Source organism: Sphingobium limneticum, assembly GCF_008710165.1.
In the GTDB taxonomy this organism is placed as follows: Bacteria; Pseudomonadota; Alphaproteobacteria; order Sphingomonadales; family Sphingomonadaceae; genus Sphingobium; species Sphingobium limneticum.
This window is the reverse complement of the sequence record NZ_VYQA01000005.1, coordinates 212701-232571: the sequence shown is the minus strand read 5'-3', so window position 1 is coordinate 232571 and position 19871 is coordinate 212701. Positions and strand designations below refer to the sequence as shown.

20 protein-coding genes are annotated in these 19871 nt (G+C 65.6%); 13 read left to right on the top strand and 7 right to left on the bottom strand.

The features are described from left to right. Positions 1-54: 54 nt before the first annotated feature. Positions 55-378, bottom strand: coding sequence for a hypothetical protein (locus tag F4U95_RS09060; RefSeq protein ID WP_120250367.1), 324 nt, complete (start codon positions 376-378; stop codon positions 55-57). A 137-nt stretch (positions 379-515) separates the two neighbouring features. On the opposite strand from F4U95_RS09060, the gene F4U95_RS09055 reads away from it, so the two are divergent. The 12 genes from F4U95_RS09055 (at position 516) to F4U95_RS09000 (ending at position 11959) form a co-directional block, all read left to right on the top strand. After that, positions 516-923: a phage major tail protein, TP901-1 family gene (locus F4U95_RS09055; protein ID WP_150425443.1), complete on the top strand. Its 408-nt coding sequence runs from the start codon at positions 516-518 to the stop codon at positions 921-923. After that, positions 920-1234, top strand: coding sequence for a gene transfer agent family protein (locus tag F4U95_RS09050; protein ID WP_150425442.1), 315 nt, complete (start codon positions 920-922; stop codon positions 1232-1234). The genes F4U95_RS09055 and F4U95_RS09050 overlap by 4 nt, the downstream gene beginning before the upstream one ends. Further along, positions 1231-1428, top strand: a complete 198-nt coding sequence (locus F4U95_RS09045; protein ID WP_150425441.1) for a phage tail assembly chaperone — start codon at positions 1231-1233, stop codon at positions 1426-1428. The genes F4U95_RS09050 and F4U95_RS09045 overlap by 4 nt, the downstream gene beginning before the upstream one ends. Before the next feature lie 86 nt (positions 1429-1514). Continuing rightward, positions 1515-2069 carry a tail tape measure protein gene (locus F4U95_RS09040; RefSeq protein WP_150425440.1) on the top strand — a complete coding sequence of 185 codons (555 nt, stop codon included), beginning with the start codon at positions 1515-1517 and terminating at the stop codon, positions 2067-2069. Next, complete coding sequence (locus tag F4U95_RS09035) at positions 2069-4399, top strand: DUF2460 domain-containing protein (protein WP_150425439.1); 2331 nt, start codon at positions 2069-2071, stop codon at positions 4397-4399. The genes F4U95_RS09040 and F4U95_RS09035 overlap by 1 nt, the downstream gene beginning before the upstream one ends. 11 nt (positions 4400-4410) lie before the next feature. Then, the gene (locus F4U95_RS09030) at positions 4411-5226 is read left to right on the top strand and encodes a DUF2163 domain-containing protein (protein ID WP_150425504.1); all 816 of its coding nucleotides are present in this window, start codon (positions 4411-4413) and stop codon (positions 5224-5226) included. Beyond that, positions 5223-5591, top strand: coding sequence for an NlpC/P60 family protein (locus F4U95_RS09025; RefSeq protein WP_150425438.1), 369 nt, complete (start codon positions 5223-5225; stop codon positions 5589-5591). The genes F4U95_RS09030 and F4U95_RS09025 overlap by 4 nt, the downstream gene beginning before the upstream one ends. A gap of 151 nt (positions 5592-5742) precedes the next feature. Continuing rightward, positions 5743-7941 (top strand): phage tail protein, encoded by a 2199-nt coding sequence (locus F4U95_RS09020; protein ID WP_150425437.1) that lies wholly within the window; start codon positions 5743-5745, stop codon positions 7939-7941. A 48-nt stretch (positions 7942-7989) separates the two neighbouring features. Further along, on the top strand, positions 7990-8487 hold the full coding sequence (locus F4U95_RS09015; RefSeq protein ID WP_150425436.1) for a DUF2793 domain-containing protein: 498 nt from the start codon (positions 7990-7992) through the stop codon (positions 8485-8487). Positions 8488-8687: 200 nt separating this feature from the next. Beyond that, positions 8688-9764 (top strand): OmpA family protein, encoded by a 1077-nt coding sequence (locus tag F4U95_RS09010; protein WP_150425435.1) that lies wholly within the window; start codon positions 8688-8690, stop codon positions 9762-9764. Positions 9765-10625: 861 nt separating this feature from the next. Continuing rightward, positions 10626-11159: a superoxide dismutase family protein gene (locus tag F4U95_RS09005; RefSeq protein WP_150425434.1), complete on the top strand. Its 534-nt coding sequence runs from the start codon at positions 10626-10628 to the stop codon at positions 11157-11159. Positions 11160-11533: 374 nt separating this feature from the next. Beyond that, the gene (locus tag F4U95_RS09000; RefSeq protein ID WP_150425433.1) at positions 11534-11959 is read left to right on the top strand and encodes a GFA family protein; all 426 of its coding nucleotides are present in this window, start codon (positions 11534-11536) and stop codon (positions 11957-11959) included. A gap of 8 nt (positions 11960-11967) precedes the next feature. Here the strand turns inward: F4U95_RS09000 and thpR are convergent, their stop codons facing one another. After that, on the bottom strand, positions 11968-12525 hold the full coding sequence (thpR, locus tag F4U95_RS08995; RefSeq protein WP_150425432.1) for an RNA 2',3'-cyclic phosphodiesterase: 558 nt from the start codon (positions 12523-12525) through the stop codon (positions 11968-11970). Positions 12526-12964: 439 nt separating this feature from the next. On the opposite strand from thpR, the gene F4U95_RS08990 reads away from it, so the two are divergent. Next, positions 12965-13711 (top strand): Bax inhibitor-1/YccA family protein, encoded by a 747-nt coding sequence (locus F4U95_RS08990; RefSeq protein WP_120252084.1) that lies wholly within the window; start codon positions 12965-12967, stop codon positions 13709-13711. Positions 13712-13830: 119 nt separating this feature from the next. On the opposite strand, the gene F4U95_RS08985 is transcribed toward F4U95_RS08990, so the two are convergent. The 5 genes from F4U95_RS08985 to clpA form a co-directional block, all read right to left on the bottom strand. Next, entirely contained in the window at positions 13831-14463 is a 633-nt protein-coding gene (locus F4U95_RS08985) for a glutathione S-transferase family protein (protein ID WP_150425431.1), read from the bottom strand. 191 nt (positions 14464-14654) lie between these two features. After that, on the bottom strand, positions 14655-15911 hold the full coding sequence (locus tag F4U95_RS08980) for a hypothetical protein (protein WP_150425430.1): 1257 nt from the start codon (positions 15909-15911) through the stop codon (positions 14655-14657). A gap of 70 nt (positions 15912-15981) precedes the next feature. After that, positions 15982-16638, bottom strand: coding sequence for an esterase/lipase family protein (locus F4U95_RS08975; RefSeq protein WP_150425429.1), 657 nt, complete (start codon positions 16636-16638; stop codon positions 15982-15984). Beyond that, positions 16625-17329, bottom strand: a complete 705-nt coding sequence (locus F4U95_RS08970; RefSeq protein ID WP_150425428.1) for an immunity protein Imm33 domain-containing protein — start codon at positions 17327-17329, stop codon at positions 16625-16627. Before F4U95_RS08970 ends, F4U95_RS08975 begins: the two co-directional genes overlap by 14 nt. Before the next feature lie 216 nt (positions 17330-17545). Next, positions 17546-19864, bottom strand: a complete 2319-nt coding sequence (gene clpA, locus F4U95_RS08965) for an ATP-dependent Clp protease ATP-binding subunit ClpA (RefSeq protein ID WP_150425427.1) — start codon at positions 19862-19864, stop codon at positions 17546-17548. Between the last annotated feature and the right edge of the window lie 7 nt (positions 19865-19871).

Here is a 19871-nt window from a genome sequence, read left to right as displayed (position 1 = left end):
CGAAGGCGGGAGAGGGCTTTGCAATCTCCCCTCTTGGCGGGGAGAGAAACGAGGTCAGCGGGGCTGGCTGCTTTCTTCATATTCGCTGGTGATCTTGTCGACATATTCGCTGATCTGGTCGTCCGCGTCCGAATTGGCGGCGGCGTCCGACATTTTGTCGGCCTTGTCGGAGGCGACGATCGCCGAGCGGAAGGCGGCTTCCTTGTCGGCGCAGGCCTTTTTGGCTGCCGACTGGAAATCGCCGACGGCCAGCTTCTTGTCGAGGGCGGGCTGGACCTGGGCGCTCAGGCATTTGGAAAAATCCTTGCGCCCGGTGCCGACCGCGTCGGCGGACGGCGCGGTGGCCAGCATCATCATGAGCGAAGCAGCAACAATCATACAGACCTCTCCATAAGCGGCGCAGGACGGTTGCGACCTGATGGTCGGGCCGGCGCCGAGTCCCCTAATTTTTCGCGATTTTCCGGGTGGGAACAGGGTGTTCCGCGTGTCGGGATCGCTTGTCGGGAGAATGCGCCATGGGCGTCGAAAAGGGAAGTGCGTTTCTGTTGAAAGTGGGCGATGGCAACATGCCTGCAACATATGCGACGGTGGCCGGCATGCGGACAACGCAACTGTCCGTCAATGGCGAGGCGGTGAACATCACCAGCAAGGATTCGGGCGGCTGGCGCGAATTGCTGTCGGGCGCAGGGGTGCGGTCGGTCAGCGTATCGGCGGCGGGGTTGTTCACGGGCTCTGCGGCCGAGGTGCGGGTGCGCGGCCATGCGCTGGCCGGGACGATCGAGCAATATGAGCTGAGTTTCGAAAGCGGCGAGCGGATGCGCGGGCGCTTTCTGGTCACGCGGCTCGACTATGCCGGCGATTATAATGGCGAGCGCAATTATGCGCTGAGCCTGGAAAGCTCAGGTCCGGTGGTGAGCGAATGAGCGCCGGGGCAGCGAATCCCGAACGCGGGGAAGCGGCGCTGGATCTGGGCGGGGAGCGGCTGGCGCTGCGGCCGAGTTTCGGGGCGCTGGTGGCGGCGGAACAGGAATTGGGGCCGCTGTTCGATCTGGTCGAGCGGGCGGCGGACGGGAAATTGTCGCTGGCCGATCTGGTTGCGCTGTTCTGGCATTGTCTGGTGGATCGCGACGCGCTGAGCCGCGAGGCGCTGGGCGAGGCGATCGTCGCGGTGGGGCTGGCGAAGGTGACGCCGGTGCTGAAAGCCATTTTGCAACAGATATTGGCGGGAAAATGACGCGCTTTGCCGATGCGGCGGGGCGGCTGGCGGGGGTGGCCGGGTGGCTGCTGGGCTGGCGGCCCGATGAGTTCTGGGGCGCGACCCCGGCGGAACTGGCGGCGGTGTTGCGCGCGGCGCGGGGGGAGGAAGCGGTGGAGGCCGGGGTGGATGGGGCGGAGTTGGGGCGGTTGATGGGGGTAATGCCGGATTGAGGGCATGACGGTGAATGTGTGGGGCACGCCCCCACCCCAACCCCTCCCCATATGGGGAGGGGCTTTTCAGGTTGAGAGGCAGTCATATGGACGAGGACATCGAGACTTTGGTGGTGCGGGTGCGGGCCGATACGCAGGGGCTGAGCCGGGATGTCGAGGCGATGCGCGCGGGGCTGGAGGGGCCGCTGGGTGAGGGGGCGGACCGGGCCGGGCGGCGGATCGAGCAGGGGCTGATGCGGGCGGTGCGGACCGGCAAGTTCGGGTTCGAGGATCTGCGGCGGATGGCCGTCAGCGTGCTGGACGAGATTGCGGCCAGTGCCTTGCGGTCGGCGGTGGGTGGCGGCGGCAGTGGTGCCGGTGGGCTGGTGAGCCTGGGGGCGTCGTTGCTGACGTCGGCGCTGGGTCTGCCGGGGCGGGCCACCGGTGGGCCGGTGGCGCCGGGGCGGGCCTATATGGTCGGCGAGCGGGGACCGGAAATGTTCGTGCCGACGTCGAGCGGGCAGGTCGTCGCGCAGGGCGGCGGCGGGCGGGACGTGCGGGTGAGCATCGCGGTCAATGGCCGGGGTGGCGAGAGCGAGCCGCGCTTGCTGGCGCGCAGTGCGCGGCAGGTGGCGCGGGCGGTGAAGGGGGCGCTGGGCTGATGAGCGGGACAGGATATTGGCTGGCGGACAAGCGGCGGGGGCAGGAGGCGCGCTGGATCAAGCGCTTTGCCGCGACGCACTGGACCGTCAATTTTCCGCGACCGATGATGGCGAGCGTCGTGACGACCGCGCCGGACGCGGTGCGGGTGGATGCGGTCTTTTACGGGTCGGGCGATCTGGCGGGGCTGATCTGGGACGCGGTGGATGGGTGGAGTCATCCTCTGCTCGCTTATGAAACGCGGCGGGACTTTCGGGATTGCACCCTGTCTTTTCGTTGGCGCAGCGGGGGCGTGCGCAGGCTGGACGAGACGCATGGGCCGACGCTGACGATCGAGGGGCGGGATGCGGACGGTGCCCCGCGCGCCTGGTATGTGCGCTTGTGGAACTATGCGAGCGGTGGGCCGGAAGATGCTGTCATCAGGCTGGATTTTGCGGCGCTGACGGGTGGTTTCGACCTGCCCGAGGATGACGACCCGGTGTGGGCGGGGGATGTGGACCGGATGTTCATATCGCTGGTGCCGCCCGGCTATGATGAGGGGGATACGCCCTTTGCCGCTGCGGTCGAGGGGTGGGCGGAGCTGAGCGAGATTGCGTGCGAGGGCGCGGGGTCGGTGCTGGCGATCGGCGACGTGATGCTGCCCGAACATGGGCTGTCCATGGCGACCGGTTATGATGATTGTTTCAACCAGACGCCCGAACGGGTGGTCGGGGCGATCCATGCGCTGGGGTATCGCGGGGCGATCAACCATTATGTGGGGATGAGCCATTATTTCCGGCTCGAACGGCTGGGAGACGGGCTTTACGTCAGCCTGAGCGGCGGGGTGCTGAATGCGGCCTGCGCGGCGTGGCATCGGGACTTTGCGGTGCGGGCCAAGGCGCTGGGCTTCGATGTCATCTGGTCGCTGTCCTATGAATTGTTCGATGCGCATTGCTGGAACGACTGGAAGCAGCGCGCGGAGGATGGCGCGCCGGCGCTGACCGGATGGGTGCCGCCGTCCACTTTGCTGTCGCCGGCGCATGCTGGCGCGATGGCCTATTTGCAGCAGGTGGCGGACGCCTTTGTTTCCATGGGGTTGGAGGCGGGGTTGCCGATCCTGTTTCAGGTCGGTGAACCCTGGTGGTGGGTGATGCCGGGGGATGGACGGATATGCCTCTATGACGATGCGGCGCGGGCGGCGTTGGGTGGGGCCGTGGTGTCGATCCCCAGTGTCTGGGGCGATCTGGATGCCGGGCAATGCGCGCTGCTGGATGCGGCGGGGGCTTTGCTGACGGCGTCGACGGCAGCGCTCTGTGCATCCGTGAAGGCGGTGGCGCCGGGGGCGGTGACGCATTTGCTGGCCTATCTGCCGACCATATTGGACCCGCGCGCGCCGGAGGCCAAGCGGGCGAACATGCCGGTGGGCTGGGCAGCGCCGGCCTTCGATATACTGCAATTGGAAGATTATGACTGGGTGACGGAGGGGCGGCCCGGCCTGACGGCGAAGGGCGTGGCAGCGGCGACGGCACGGCTGGGCTATCCGATTGCGGAGCAGCATTATCTGGCGGGGTTCGTGCTGCTGCCGGAGCAGGCCGCGCAATGGGGGCTGATCGCCAAGGCGGCGCAGGCGGCGATGGCGCGGGGGACGGCGCAGACCTTCATCTGGGCGCTGCCGCAAGTGTGCCGTGATGGCTTTACCTGCTTCAGACAGGATGGGGAGGATGATGTGGAAGCCTTTGACGATATAGTCTTTCCGATCGCGATGGGCAGCCAGGCGAGCGTGTCGCCGGCCTTTTCGACGCAGATCGTCGAAAGCCCTTCGGGGCATGAGCGGCGCAGCGCCGATTGGGCGGATGCGCGATTGTCCTTCGATGCGGGACCAGGGGTGCGGTCGGAGACGGACATTGCTGCGCTGATCGCTTTCTTTCGGGCGCGTCGGGGGGCGGCGCGCGGGTTTCGCTTCACCGATCCCTATGACGATCGCAGCGGCGCGCCGGGCGTGGCGCCGGGGCCGATCGACCAGCGGCTGGGCGTGGGCGATGGGGTGACGACCGCCTTTCAGCTGATGCGCCATTATGGCGCGGGCGATGAGGCGCAGGGGCGGATCATCACCCGGCCGGTGCCGGGCAGCATCCGCGTGGCGGCCGATGGCGTGGAACGGATCGAGGGATGGAGCCATGCGGGGTTGGGCGTGATCGCGTTCGACACGGCGCCGGGCGCGGGCGTGGTGCTGACCGCGGGATACCGGTTCGATGTACCGGTGCGCTTTGCCGAGGATCGGCTGGACATCAACCGCGCGACCTTTGCCGCGGGTGAGGCGCCTTCGGTGATGCTGGTGGAGATACGCGAATGAGCGGCATTATAATGAGTGATGGGGAGCGGCTGAGCGAGCCGGTCAATACGCTGGCGTTCTGCTGGCGGATCGAGCGGCGGGATGGGGTGACGATCGGTTTGACGAGCCATGATCGGGATATGGCGATCGGCGGGCTGAGCTATCGCGCGGCGCCGGGGATGACGCCGTCGGCGGTGCGGAGCGGCATCGGGCTGGAGGGCGAGGATAGCGATGTGGCGGGCGCGCTGTCGAGCGATGCCATCAGCGAGGCGGACCTGATGGCCGGGCGATGGGACGGCGCGGCGCTGGAGGTGCGGCTGACGCAGTGGGAAGCGCCGGGCGCGCTGTGGCTGTTGCTGGCGCGGGGCGAGATGGGCGCGGTGGCGCGCAAGGGCGGGGCATTTACGGCGGAGCTGCTGGGCGCGGCGGCGGTGCTGGGCGGGCCGGTGGCGCCGTCCACCTCGCCCGATTGCCGGGCGCGGCTGGGCGATACGGCCTGCCGGGTCGATATGGCGGGGCGGCGGCGGATCGTGGTGGTCGGGAGTGTCGAGGAGGCGGATGTCGCCGTGAGCGGGTTGACGGCGGGGGCTTATGCGTTCGGGACTTTGCGATGGCTGGGCGGGGCCAATGCCGGGCTGGTGCAGGGGGTGGTGGATAATGGCGTGAACGGCGTGACGTTGAGCGATCCGCCGGCCTTTGCGGTGGCGGCGGGGACGTTGGCACTGCTGAGCGAGGGATGCGACCGGCAATTGGCGACCTGCGCGGGGCGCTTTGGCAATGCGGTGAATTTTCGCGGCGAGCCCTATCTGCCGGGGATGGATTTGCTGACCCGCTATCCGGGCGCATGAATAGCGTGGTCGAGCGGGCGCGGGCGATGATCGGCGTGCCGTTCCGGCTGCATGGGCGGAGCGAGGCGGGGCTGGATTGCGTGGGGCTGGCGGCGGTGGCGCTGGGGCGGGAGGCGCCCTGCGCCTATGGGCTGCGCAGCGGGGATGTGCCGCGGGCCGAGGGCTGGCTGCGCGCGGCGGGGTTGCGGTTGGTGGACGTCGCGCGGCCGGGCGATCTGGCGCTGGTGCGGCCGGGGCCTTTGCAACTGCATCTGATGATCGGGACCGAGGCGGGCTTTGTCCACGCCCATGCGGGGCTGGGGCGGGTGGTGGAGATGCCGGGGGTGTCGCCGTGGCCGGTAATCGGATGGTGGAGAGCGGAATAGATCAAAGGTCCGTTCGTTTCGAGCCCTTCGACTGCCTGCCAAGGCAGGCGCTCAGGGTAAACTAAGTCGAGAAACATGAAGCGCAGCGCTTGCCGCTTCTCGACACGCTCGAAGCGAACGGAGGTTTTGGGGACGTTTCGGGGAGGGACATATGGCGACGGTGGTGCTGACGGCGGTGGGGACGGCGCTGGGCGGGCCGGTCGGGGCGGCGATCGGGGGATTGATCGGCAACGTCATCGACCATCAGATCCTGTTCAAGCCCAAGGGACGAGAAGGCGCACGGCTGGCCGACTTGCAGGTGCAGACGTCCAGTTACGGCACGCAGGTGCCCAAGCTGTTCGGGACGATGCGGGTGGCGGGCACGGTGATCTGGGCCACGGACCTGAAGGAAGTGCAGAGCCGGAGCGGCGGTGGCAAGGGGCGGGGGAGCGTGACCAGTTATAGTTACTCCGCCAGTTTTGCGGTGGCGCTGTCGGCGCGGACGATCGGCCAAATCAGGCGCATCTGGGCGGACGGCAATCTGCTGCGCGGGGCGGCGGGGGATTTCAAGACGGAGTTGTCCGCCTTTCGCGTGCATGGCGGTGGAGAGGATCAGGCGGTCGATCCGCTGATCGCGGCGGCGCAAGGCATTGGGGTGACCCCGGCGCACCGGGGGATCGCCTATGTCGTGTTCGAGGATCTGGCGCTGGCCGATTATGGCAATCGGATTCCGTCGCTGACCTTTGAAGTGGCGGCCGATCACGGGCCGGTGGCGATCGGTGCGGTGGCCGGGGCGTTGAGCGACGGGCGGCTGGGTGGTGAGGGGCTGGCGCAAGTGGCTGGCTTTGCCGCGAGCGGGGGCGATGTGCGGGCGGCGATCGCGCCGCTGGTCGAGGCCTATGGGCTGGCGCTGCGGTCGGATGGCGCGGGATTGCGGCTGGCGGCAGTTGGTGACGGGGCGGAGGGCGCGATCGACGCGGATGGGCTGGCGCGGCGGGTGAACGGACGGGATGTCGATCCGGCCGAGCGATCGGGCGCGGCGGCCGATGCCGTGCCGGTGGCGCTGAGCCTGCGACATCATGATGCGGCGCGCGACTATCAGGCCGGGGTGCAGCGGGTGACGCGACCGGGAGTTGGGCGGCAGGAAGTGGGCATGGACCTGCCCGTGGTGATGGCGGCGGACGATGCGCGCGCGCTGGCTGCGGCGCGGCTGGCGGATGGATGGACCGGGCGGGCGACGATGACGCTGCGTTGCGACTGGCGGGCCCTGGCGCTGGCGCCCGGTGCGGTGGTGGAGGTGGCGCAGGTGCCGGGGCTGTGGCGGATCGAGGAACGGGAATGGGAGGCGATGGCGGTGCGGCTGGCGCTGCGGCGGGTGCCGGGGGCTGGTGGAACTTTGCCGGTGGGGGCTTCGTCGGGCGCGATCGTGCGGCAGGTGGATGCGCCCCATGGGGTGACGCGCCTGATGCTGGCGGACCTGCCGCCGATCCGCGACGGGGTGGCGAGTGCGCCTTTGCTGGTCGCGGCGGCAAGCGGCGGCGCAGGCTGGCGCAGTGCGGCGCTGTTCGTGATGAGCGAAAGCGGCGAAGCGATGCCGATCGGGTGCAGCGCGTTGCGGGCGGTGATGGGGGTGGCGGACGATATATTGCCGCAAGGGAGCGCGACGCTGGTGGATCGGCGTCATTCGTTGCGCGTCACGTTGCTGGCCGACGATATGATGCTGGGTGGCGCGGACGAGGCGGCGTTGGGGCAGGGGCGCAACCTGTGTCTGGTGGGGGGCGAGTTGATCCAGTTCGAGCATGCCGAGCGGATCGGGGCGGATCGCTATCGGCTGAGCGGGCTGCGCCGGGGGCTGCGCGGAACCGAATGGGCGATGGCGGGGCATCAAGTGGGGGAGCCGTTCCTGCTGATCGAGGAAGAGCGGCTGATCGAGCCGCTGGCGGTGGCAGGTGGCGTGGGAGAGCCGGGCGCGTCGTTGCGCGTAGCGGCGCTGGGCCTGGGCGATGTCGCGCCGGTGGAGGCGGCGATGACCATCGAAGGCGCGGCGCTGATGCCGCCATCGCCGGTGCATCTGACGGTGCGGGGCGAAGGTGGCGGATGGCGCATCGGCTGGATCAGGCGCAGCCGGGCGGGATGGCGATGGAATAGCGGCGGCGACGTCCCGCTGGGCGAGGAGGTGGAGCGCTATGCCATCCGGCTGCTGGACGGTGGGGCCGTGGTGCGCAGCGCCGAAAGCGGGGTGCCGCAATGGACCTATGACGCGGCGATGGTGGCGGCCGATGGCACCGCCGGGCGATCGCTGGTCGTGGAGGTGCGGCAGATGGGGACGCTGGCACCGGGGCGGGTGGCGGCGATCGGCTTTGTCGCCTGAGGCGAGGGCGACTTCGTCGCCTGAACGGAACCAAGAGGAGAATAGGTCATGGACGGAACGGCGCGATGGGCGCTGCCGCTGCTGTTTGCAGGGCAGGCGCAGAAGGAAATCACGCATAATGAGGCATTGGTGCTGATCGATGCGCTATTGCACGCACGGGTGGAAAGCGCCGATCTGGCCAGTCCGCCGGGCACGCCGCTGGTGGGGCAATGCTGGATCGTGGCGGATGGGGCAACAGGCGACTGGGCCGGAAAGATGGGGGCGATCGCGCTGTGGACCGAAGGCGGATGGCGCTTTGTTCCGCCGCGTGCGGGCCTTTGCGTCGCCGTCGCCGACCGCGATCACCGTGTTTTTCACGAGGGGACAGAATGGCGGGCCGGGACGATCCGCCAAGACGGCGTCTACCTGAACGAAGATAAAGTGGTGGGCGCGAGAATGGCGGCAATCGCAGGACCGGTCGGTGGCGGCGTGATTGACGTGGAGGCGCGATCCGTCGTCGCAGACATTCTGGCTGCCTTGCGCGGTCATGGGCTGATCGCCGCCTAATATTACGCCAATATGTTTTTCTTGTTGCGGGTGTGCGTCAATAGCCTAGGATTTCTTGGTATTGGCCGGACAAGCCTGTCTCTGTCGGGTTAGTGCGTTATTTTTGCAACGGTTTCACTAATTGTGGACTTGCCATGAAACCTTCTCCCGATTACAGGGTTTCAGCAGTCCTTCGTGACACTCTTGAAAGGGGAATTCAAATGCGGAAGCTTGCCCTCGCGGCTGCGCTTGCGACCACTGCCCTGGCCACCCCGGCCATGGCGCGTGACAACAGCTGGTATGTTGGCGTCGACGCCGGCGTCCTGCTGGTCGAAGACCAGGACATCACCTTCACGCCCGGCAACGGTGCCGCTGCCAGCAACACCATCTCGGGTGTTGACTATCACAAGGGTTATGACTTCGACGCCAACATCGGCTACGACTTCGGCGGTTTCCGCCTTGAAGCCGAAGCCGGCTACAAGCGCGCCAAGGTCGACCTCGACGAGAGCGGCTTCGGCGGTTCTGCCTCGGCTCTCTCGTTCATGCTGAACGGCTTGCTCGACTTCGGTCCCGATGACGGCCTTCAGGGCTTCGTCGGCGGCGGTGTCGGCGTTTCGCGCGGCAAGCTGGCCAACAGCCTGGTCAACGACAGCGACACCGGCTTCGCCTGGCAGGCGATCGCAGGCGTTCGTTACCCTGTGACCGACCATGTCGACGTTTCGCTGAAGTATCGCTTCTTCAACCAGGACGATATCAAGCTGATCCCGGCATACACCACCATCGGTGGCCCGGCTGGTTCGACCGCAGACACCAAGCTGCGTACGCACAGCCTGCTGCTCGGCCTGACCTACAACTTCGGTGGCGAACCGGCTGCACCGCCGCCGCCCCCGCCCCCGCCCCCGCCGCCCCCGCCGCCCCCGCCTCCGCCGCCGCCGCCGGTTGCAGAGTGCAACCCTGGCCCGTACATCGTGTTCTTCGAATGGGACAAGTCGGACATCACGCCTGACGCCGCCACCATTCTGGACAACGCGGTTTCGGCCTACAGCAGCTGCGGCAGCGCCCAGGTCATGCTGGCCGGTCACGCTGACCGTTCGGGTTCGGCCTCGTACAACGTCGGCCTCTCGCAGCGTCGCGCTGACTCGACCAAGGCCTATCTGGCCTCGAAGGGTATCCCTGACGGTGTCATCACCACGCAGGCCTTCGGTGAATCGAAGCCCCGCGTCGACACTGCCGACGGCGTTCGCGAAGTCCAGAACCGTCGCGTGGAAATCAGCTACGGTCCGGGTTCGGGCCAGTAAGCCGATCTCCATTCCTCGGAATGGAATACAGAATTGGGGGCCGGTCGCAGGATCGGCCCCTTTTTCTTGTTCCGGGCACACGGAGCAGGGCGCCGATATGATGGCGCAAGGCGCGGTGCGCCGGAAAAATGCATCAGAGAAATGCATCAGGGAAGTGTATCGGTGAAATATGTGCTGAGGGATGATTGCAGCGGATGGCCGGTTTCTGCCGGCCTGATGGAGCATGCTATCTTTGCATGACGCCAAGAATGGCATGATAGATTTGGCATAGCGCAACAGCATGGCGTCGATCAGCGCGCGCTGGGTCCAATCCGGTGCGGGTCGCGCGATCTGGAGCGGAGTCCGATCCGATTGCATGTGGAAGGGCTGCCCCGTGCTTTTGATGTGCCGGATGATCTCGACCAGCAGATGAATCCTTTTGGTTGGGGCAAGCCTCCGGGTTTCTGTCGTCGCATCCATTTTAAGCGCGGAGCGGATGTCGGTGTCGCTCATGGCGGGCTCCGCTTTTTCCGACGATGCGTGGGGCGCCAAGGACGGGGAGGGCATCTTCTCGCAGGCCAGCGGTTTGCGTGCTTGGTTGCTGTGAGTCGATCCGGGCGAAGGATCCTAGTCTCTGCGCCGTCGATGTGAGGGGACGAGCGCGCGGCCTGGCGCATGCCTCTTGAAAATTGCGGCGATTGATTGCGCCTTTCAGACCGGATTGCTGACGACGGGGCGGACGTCACGCGCTCTTTTCATTATTGCGACGCAAAATCATGTGACTGGATGAGTCTTGCCGTGACAATTCGGTTCGAATGGGCAACAAAAAGGCCGTTGTCGCGTTCGCGTACATATCCGTGCTTTTCTCCCTAGGAGCCTGCCATGAAATTTCTTGCCCTTGCTGCCGCTTTGCCTTTCGCCCTTGCCACATCGGCCTGTGCGACCGCAGCCGACACGCCTGCCGCACCGACCGCTGCGGCCAAGCTGGCTGCCGGCGATGGCGCCGCGCGCGGCACGGCGAGCGTGACGCAGGCGGCCGACGGCCTGCATGTGCTGGTCAAGGCCACCGGCGTGACGCCGGGCATCCATGCGGTCCATATCCACACGACCGGCCAGTGCGCCGGCCCCGATTTCACCAGCGCCGGTGGTCATTGGAACCCGACCGCGCACAAGCATGGCAAGGATAATCCCGCCGGCCCGCATATGGGCGACATGCCCAACATGACGGTCGGATCGGACGGCACGGGCGCGATCGAATATGTCGTGGCCGGCGGCACGATCAGCGAAGGCGCGTCGCCGTTGCTGGACACCGATGGCGCGGCGATCGTGATCCATGCGCAGGCGGACGATTATGCCACCGACCCGACCGGCAATGCCGGCGGCCGCGTGGCATGCGGCGTGCTGACCAAGGGATAAGGCCTGCGCTGCGCCCCGGCGCGGTATAGGTGATCGAGGTCGCCCGGATCGCTTCCCGACAGGGAGGTGGTTCGGGCGTCCTGTCGTTTGGCCGGGGCTTTGGGAAGGTGCGATGGGGTTGGTCGCGTTGCGGGCAGGTTCGTGGCATGGCTTGCCGGGTTAAGAACTTTGGGCCGTTAGACATATTGCCGCCGTCGTTGCGCGGACCAGATGCGCGCTTGAAGCTTGGGTGACGACGGGCGCTATGGTCCGTCCGTTTCATGATGGCTGTCGTTCAGACGGGTGGGGCGTTCCTGCATTATCCGCGCTGCTGTTCGGGACGTCCTTGGCATCGGCTGAAAAGCGGATAGTCTTGCGCATGACAGGAGGTGGCGATGGCCGATGATGCGGATATCCGAGCAGGGCAATGCCATTGCGGGACGGTGCGGTTCGAAGTGACGCTGAGCGATGGGTTGAACAGCGCCCGGCGCTGCACCTGTTCCTATTGCCGGATGCTTGGCGCAGTGGCGGTTTCGGCGGAATTGGGCGGCATCCGCTTTCTACAGGGTGAGGATGCGCTGACCAGCTACCGGTTCAATAGCGGGGTGGCGCAGCATTTCTTCTGCGCCCGGTGCGGCATCTACACCCATCATCAGCGACGATCGAATCCCAATCAATATGGCGTCAATGTCGCGTGCCTGGATGGGGTCAGTCCGTTCGATTTCGCGCAGGTGCCGGTGGTCGATGGGGTGAATCATCCCAAGGACACGAACGCGCCGGCGAGACTGGCCGGGACTTTGCGTTTCGTTCCGGCAGAATAGCTGGGTTGTCAGTCGATGCCGCCCAGCGTCCTGCCGCTGGCCGGATAATCCTCCACCGGATGATAGCTGGCGCCGCCATGGCCGACGCGGCTTTCATAGAGGGTAAAGCCGTCCACGCGGAAGAGCGGACCGGTGAGTGCGGCGTGGCGGGCGAGGAAGGGCGCGACGAAGGCGCCGGTGCGGCCGAAGCGGGCGAGGGTGATATGGGGGAGATAGGCGCGGCTTTCGGGCGGCATGCCGGTCGAGACGCAGGCGCGGTCGGCTTTTTTATGCAGCCGTTCGAGCGCGTCGCGGGGCTGGACGCCGGCCCAGAGCGTATCGACCACGCCCTTGCGATCGAAACTGCCGACGCCGGACAATTGGATGTCGAACGGGGTGAAGCGGATGGCGGCGAGGGCGTCGGCGATATCGTTCGCCTGGTGCCGATCGACTTCGCCGATGAAACGCAGGGTGAGGTGAAGCTGGGCGTCATCCTGCCAGCGGGCATTGTCTACCCCCATCATCAGCGAGAGGAGGTGGGTGCGCTGATCAGCGGGCGGGCGGATGGCGACGAACAGGCGGTGCATGGGGATCTATATAAGGGCGTTTGTGACAATTGCTTGTGGGGTTTTCGGAGGGGAAGGTGGTGATCAGCTCTGTTGCCCCGGATCTTTCGACAGGCTTGATCCGGGGGCGTTTTCGATCGCCAGCCTTTGCGGAGAAAGCGGGATGCCGGGTCGAGCCCGGCATGACGGAAGAGGGAATGGCGCGAAGTGGCCAGCCCACCCCGCTGCGACTAACGCGCTGCGCGCGCAAGTCTCGCTGCCCCTCCCGCAAGCGGGAGGGGAACGGGAGGAAATCCCGATAGCCGACAGCCCGCGTCGCCCTGCCGCTCCCCAGCCCGTGACATTTGCTGTCCGGATCATGACGAAGCGTCCATCCGTGCGGGTTTGGCTTGAAGTTGGGGGGCGATGGGCCGATAATGGGTGGGTACCGGCACCGATGCCGGCAAAGGAGAATATTTTCATGGCCAACTGGTCCGATCCCCGTTCCGACAGCCCTGCCGGCATGGCGGGCTTTGGCGGCGCGACGGCGGCGCGTGGTGCGGCGTATGACGCCGGGCTGCGCAAATATATGCTGTCGGTCTATAATTATATGGCGAGCGGCGTGCTGCTGACCGGCATCGTGGCGCTGTTGTTCGCCAATAGCGGCATGGCCTACAGCGTGTTCGCCGGCCCCGGCATCCTGAAATATATCGTGATGTTCGCCCCGCTGGCATTCGTCATGGTGCTGAGCTTCGGCATCAATCGCCTGTCGACCGGCGCGGCGCAGGCGCTTTATTGGGCCTATGCGGCGGTGATGGGCGTGTCGCTCTCCTACATCTTCCTGGCCTATACCGGCACGTCGATCGCGCAGACCTTCTTCGCGACGGCCGCCGCCTTCGCGGGCCTGAGCCTGTGGGGTTACACCACCAAGAAGGATCTGTCGGGTTTCGGCACCTTCCTGATCATGGGCGTGGTCGGCCTGTTCGTGGCGAGCCTGATCAACATCTTCATGAAGTCGAACGCGATGAGCCTGGTCATCAGCGGCGTCGGCGTGCTGCTGTTCGCGGGTCTGACCGCCTATGACACGCAGAAGATCAAGAGCATCTATGCCCATGTCGCGGGCACGGACATGATGGGCAAGTCGGTAGTGATGGGGGCGCTGAACCTCTATCTCGACTTCATCAATATGTTCCTGTTCCTGCTGCGCCTGTTCGGCGATCGTCGCTGATCGCATAGCGGATGTAATATGAGGAAGGCCCGGTGGAGCGATCCGCCGGGCCTTTTTTTTGGAGGCTCGCTCGCTACCCACCCCCTGCCCCCTCCTTGGGAGGGAGGGGGGAAGTGAGGTCAGCCCTGCTTCTGCATTTGCGCAATGAGGGCGCCGTCTATGTCCTTCTGCCGCTTATAGGCGGAGCGTTCCCGCAGGCGGGTGGCGTAGGCTTCGAGCGCGGGGCTGGAAGGGATGGTCTTGAAGCTTAGGCCCCAGTCGATCTGTGAGCCGACATAGACGTCGGCGGCGGTGAATTGGTCGCCGCAGATCCAGGCATCGCCCGCGACCGCGGTTTCCAGTGCGGCGATGGTGTCTTCGAAGCTGCCGTAGCCGGCGGCGCGTTCGCGCCCTTCGGGGACCACGAAGCCCATCGCCTTGTTGGTGACGGCGGCCTCGACCGGGCCGGCGGCGAAGAAGAGCCAGCGATAATAAGAATGGCGGTCGGCAGGCGGTGGGGCGAGATTGGCGTCAGGGAAGGCGTCGGCCAGATAGGCGCAGATGGCGGCGCATTCGGTGACGGTGCGGCCGTTGTGGACGATCGCGGGCACCTTGCCCATCGGGTTGATGGCGCGATAATCGGCGGCCTTCATACCGTCGTCGCCATAGGCCAGGATCACCGTGTCGTAAGCGGCGCCGACTTCCTCCAGCATCCAGCGGGCGATCTGGCCGCGCGACATGGGGTTGGTGTAGAAAATGAGGTCAGAGGGCATGGCTTCTCTCTCCTGAATCGAGGCGGGGAAGGTGGCGCATGCGAAGGGCGCGCGCCAGCCTGTTTCTCGACCAGAATATGCTTCCTCCGTTCGTCATGCGTAGCGACTGCATGAAATCGAGGGCACCTGACCCTTCGATACGCCGCTTCGACTTCGCTCAGCGGCTACTCAGGACGAACGGGAGAGGCTTTCTAACAGCCCACGCCCATGGCGCTGCCGAGCATGCCGCCGAGGCCGCCGCCGCATTTCTTCTTTCTCTTCTGCTGTTGCTGCCGGGCGGGGGTGTTTTCGCCCTCATCGCTGCCGGAGTCGCTCATCATGTTGCCCATGTCCGGGCCGTTCAGCATCCACATGGTGTTGGCGCGATAGCGGACGCGGGCGATCCATTCGGGCTTCCAAGCGATCTTCGGGTCGGCGGGGCGCGGGGGATAGGCGAAGTTCGCCTCCGGCCCATAGGCGTAGAGGCTGCCCATCAGCATCTCTCCGCCCGCCTGGGTGACGGCGGCGGGGACGGTGCAACTGGTCTGGCTGGGCGGCATGACGATTTTCTGGGCGATCATTTTTTGCACGGCGGCGGGCGACATCCAGTCCCAGACCGGGCCGCCGAACGCCTGGGTCGCGGAAGAGGCCCACCAGACCATGTCGCCATTGTCCTGCGCGCCGAAGGTCCAGGCGTAGTAGCCGGTCGCCTGCGGCAGGCCATTCCAGCTGAGGATCGTGGCGCCGCCGGCGATCTTTCGCGCGGTGCCGGTAATGGCGGGCATGAAATCCTGTTTCAGGTTGAAGGCGATATCCGGGCTGTAATTGCCGGCGATGCGATGGTCGCCGAGCAGGGAGCTGCTGGCGGAGACGGTCTTGCGCGTCTGCGCATTGGGCCAGTCGCCATAGGTCTTGCTGTTGGTGACGCGGACTTGCCATTCCTGCGGAATCGACGCGCCGCTTATGTAGAGGCCGGGCGGGATCTGGCCCCTGGCGACCTTGGCAAAGTCGATGACGACGGGCTGGCCCGCGCCCACGGTGGCGCCGCAGCCCCAATAGATGAGCAGGCGGCCCTTGGGACGTTCGCCGGGGATGGGCTGATCCTCGCTGGGCGGGATGCGCGGGGTGACGAGCGGGACGGAGGCGCCAAGGAATGCGCCTGCGGGCATGAAATGCTCGGCTGCAGGCGCGCCGCCGGTGGGCGCGCGCGTGGAGCCGAGGCGCAGGACGAGTTCGTGCATCGGCTTGTTACCGCCGCCCATCATCATGCTCATGGCCGCGCCCATGCCGCCGCCGCTCCCCGCCCCATTCCCGCTCAGGGCCGCCATGCCGGACATGGTGCCGGCGTCGATCGTGTAGCGGGCGATGGGGCCGGACGCCTGCTGACTGGAGCCGGGGGCGGCGAGGAGCGTGAAGGATGCGAGAAGCAGCGCACCGCGAGCGGGGCGCGAGGTCAGAATTTTGCGCACAACATCTATTCCTTATGGTGAACGGAAAAGATGCGACCTTTTTTCTGGGATGCGGGATCTTAGCAGAGATTCAGGGGCGCTTGAAGCGGCCTTCGTGGAGGAAGTAGGCGACCTGATCGGCGACCGAGCGGGTGTAGATCATCGCGGTGTGGGCGACGGGCATGACGAGATGGTCGGCCTGGCCATCGACATGGGTGGCGGCGACGCTGACCTTGCCGTCATTGGGCGCGCGGAAGACGAGGTGGGGCAGGGCGCCGATCATCGGGCGGTCGCCGGCGATGATGCCGAGGGGATAGTCGATCGTGCCGAACAGTGCCTGCGTGGCGGCCTCGCGCCGGGTACGCAGGAGGAGGCCGGCCTGGTTCAGGATCGGGCGGTCGAGACGCAGGCGGTAGAGCAGGTCGGCCAGTTCGCTGCCGCCATTAGGCGTGCCGAGCATGACGACGCGGCCGAGTTGGGCGGGGCGATGGCGCGCGAGATAGGCGCGTAGCAGCAGGCCGCCCATGGAGTGGCCGACGAAATGGATGTGCCGTGCGGCGGAGGCCGGGGCAGCGGTGATGCGCTGGTGGAGGTGATCCAGCACGCGGTCGATGGGCCAGCGCCAGCTGGGGTAGCCGATATTGGCGACGGTGTAGCCGGATGTGCGCAGGCGGCGGGCGAGGAGCGCGGTCTGGATGGGGAGGCCGCCGAAACCGTGGAGGAGGATGACGGCGTCAGTTGTCGCCATGATTATCTTCGTCGCCGAGCGGCTCATAGCCTCCCGTCTCGAAATTGCGCAGCCATGCCGAACCGACCGGGCTGTCGATCAGGTGTAGCCAGCTGTCATCAGCGTTCAAAACTTTCCCAATGGCGATATAGTCGTGCTTGCGGGCATGAAGTTGCTCGTCGTTCAGGTCGCGATAGTCGCCTCTGATGCGCCATCCGCTGTCGGGATATTTGTCGTCTTCGTCGCCCATGTCTGGCTCGTCGCGATAGATATAATAGACCGGTACACCCTCATCGAGCACGCAACTATCGACCATGCAGCGATCCCAATATTCGCGTCGAGGCAGTCCGGGCGGGGCTTCTCTGTCGCCTTCGTAGATGAGGTCGATGATGTGGAACGGCTGGAATGTAAGGCGACTGCCCTCGCGCAATTGCGGCATGTCGCATGGCGTGTTCGCCAATGCGCCGGTCCAGCCTTCTGGCGCGATGTTCTTTACCTCCGCCCACATCCGCTCCGCATCCCATTCCGGACCGGGAGGATGGCTACGGATGACAAGCTTTACCAGATCGCCGGGCAGCAAGGCAGCGATCCGCTCGGCTGAGGGCAGGAAATAGGTGTAGGGCGCGTCCGCCTGAATCGGACGGGGATCGTCTATCGACCAGGAGCCGAAGACGCGGCGGCGCAGATTGTGGAGACGGTGCTTGAGGCCCATGTGGTGCGAAACTAGCGCGGGCTTACGAGAAGGCAAGGTTACTGGAACGACGGCAGGCAATGTTGATTTTACAGCGTCGTGCGCCCCCCTCATCCAACTTCGCCTAACGCGCTGTGCGCGTAAGGCTGCGTATCCTTCTCCCCCGTGGGGAGAAGGGGGGCATATGGAAAGGGCGGCCGTTGCGGGCCGCCCTTTTCGTTTTGCGTGTGAAGGCGCTTATTTCGTGCCTTCCGATGCCTTGGCCTTGCCGCCCTTCTTGCCCTTTTTGGGGGCGGCGGGGGTGATCTGGAAGGCGAGCGCCTCGTCCTTCATGTGGACATGGACTTCGCCGCCATGGACCAGCTTGCCGAAGAGCAGTTCCTCGGCCAGCGGCTGCTTGATCTTTTCCTGCATCAGGCGGCCCATCGGGCGGGCGCCGTAGAGCTTGTCATAGCCCTTTTTCGTGAGCCAGCTCTTGGCATCGTCGTCCAGGGTGATGTGGACGTCGCGGTCGGCCAGTTGCAGTTCGAGTTGCAGCACGAACTTGTCGATGACGCGGGCCACCACTTCGGTCGGCAGATAGTCGAACGGCACGATCGCATCGAGGCGGTTGCGGAATTCGGGGGTGAAGAGCTTCTTCACCGCGTCTTCCTGCACATCTTCACGGGTGAATTCGCCAAAACCGATGCTTTCCTTCGCCATGTCCGACGCACCGGCATTGGTGGTCATGATGAGGATGGTGTTGCGGAAATCGACGGTCTTGCCGTGGTGGTCGGTCAGGCGGCCATTGTCCATCACCTGCAACAGGATGTTGAACAGGTCCGGATGCGCCTTTTCGATTTCGTCGAGCAGCAGCACGCTGTGCGGATTCTGATCGACCGCGTCGGTCAGCAGGCCGCCCTGATCATAGCCGACATAGCCCGGAGGGGCACCGATCAGCCGGCTGACCGAATGACGTTCCATATATTCCGACATGTCGAACCGCTGGAGCGGGATGCCCATGATCGATGCGAGTTGGCGCGCGACCTCCGTCTTGCCGACGCCGGTTGGGCCGGAGAAGAGATAGTTGCCGATCGGCTTGTCCGGATCGCGCAGGCCCGCGCGCGACAGCTTGATCGCGGAGGACAGCACTTCGATCGCCTTGTCCTGACCGAAGACGACGCGCTTGAGGTCCGTGGTAAGCGAACTGAGCACGGTCTTGTCGTCGGACGACACGGTCTTGGGCGGGATGCGGGCCATGGTCGCGATGACCTGCTCGATCTCCTTGGGCGTGATGGTCTTCTTACGCTTGGAGGGAACCACCAGCATCTGCATCGCGCCGACTTCGTCGATCACGTCGATCGCCTTGTCCGGCAGCTTGCGGTCGTTGATGTAGCGGGCCGAAAGCTCCACCGCCGCCTTGATCGCGTCGGGCGTATATTTGACGTGATGATGCTCCTCGAACGCGGTGCGAAGCCCGGCGAGGATCTTGATCGTATCCTCGATCGTGGGTTCGTTGACGTCGATCTTCTGGAACCGGCGCAGCAGGGCGCGGTCCTTTTCGAAGTGATTGCGGAATTCCTTGTAGGTGGTCGAACCGATGCAGCGGATCGTGCCGCCCGACAGAGCGGGCTTGAGCAGATTGGACGCATCCATCGCGCCGCCGCTGGTCGCGCCAGCGCCGATCACCGTGTGGATCTCATCAATGAAAAGCACCGCGTGCGGCATCTTTTCCAGTTCGGTGACGACCGCCTTCAGGCGCTCCTCGAAATCGCCGCGATAGCGGGTGCCGGCCAGCAGCGCGCCCATGTCGAGCGAGTAGATGACGGCTTCCTTGAGGACGTCGGGCACTTCGCCCTCGACGATCTTGCGCGCCAAGCCTTCCGCGATCGCGGTCTTGCCGACGCCCGGATCGCCCACATAAAGCGGGTTGTTCTTGGACCGGCGGCACAGGATCTGGATCGTGCGATCCACTTCGGCGGTGCGGCCGATCAGCGGATCGACCTTGCCCCGGCCGGCCTTCTCATTGAGGTTGACGGTGAACTGTTCGAGGGCGCTGTCTTTCTTGGCCTTACCGTCCTGCACCTTCTTTTCCTCCTCGGCGGCGCCCTTCGTCTCCTGACGCTCGGGCGCGGGCGTGCCCTTGCCGACGCCATGGCTGATGAAGCTCACGGCATCGAGGCGGCTCATATCCTGCTGTTGCAGGAAATAGACGGCATAGGATTCGCGTTCGGAAAAGAGCGCGACGAGGACGTTGGCGCCCGTCACTTCATCCTTGCCGGACGACTGGACATGGAGGATGGCGCGCTGGACCACACGCTGAAAACCGCTGGTGGGGGAGGGGTCGGACGCCCCTTCGACCTTCAGGCTGTCGAGTTCGGTGTCGAGATAATGGGTGACCGCGTCGCCCAGCTCGCCCAGTTCCACGCCGCACGCCTGCATGACCTTTGACGCATGTTCGTCATCAATCAATGCCAGGAGGAGATGCTCCAGCGTGGCATATTCATGCTTACGCTCGGACGCGTGCGTCAGCGCGTTGTGCAGGGTTGTTTCAAGAGCGGGTGCGAATGAAGGCATGTCTGTT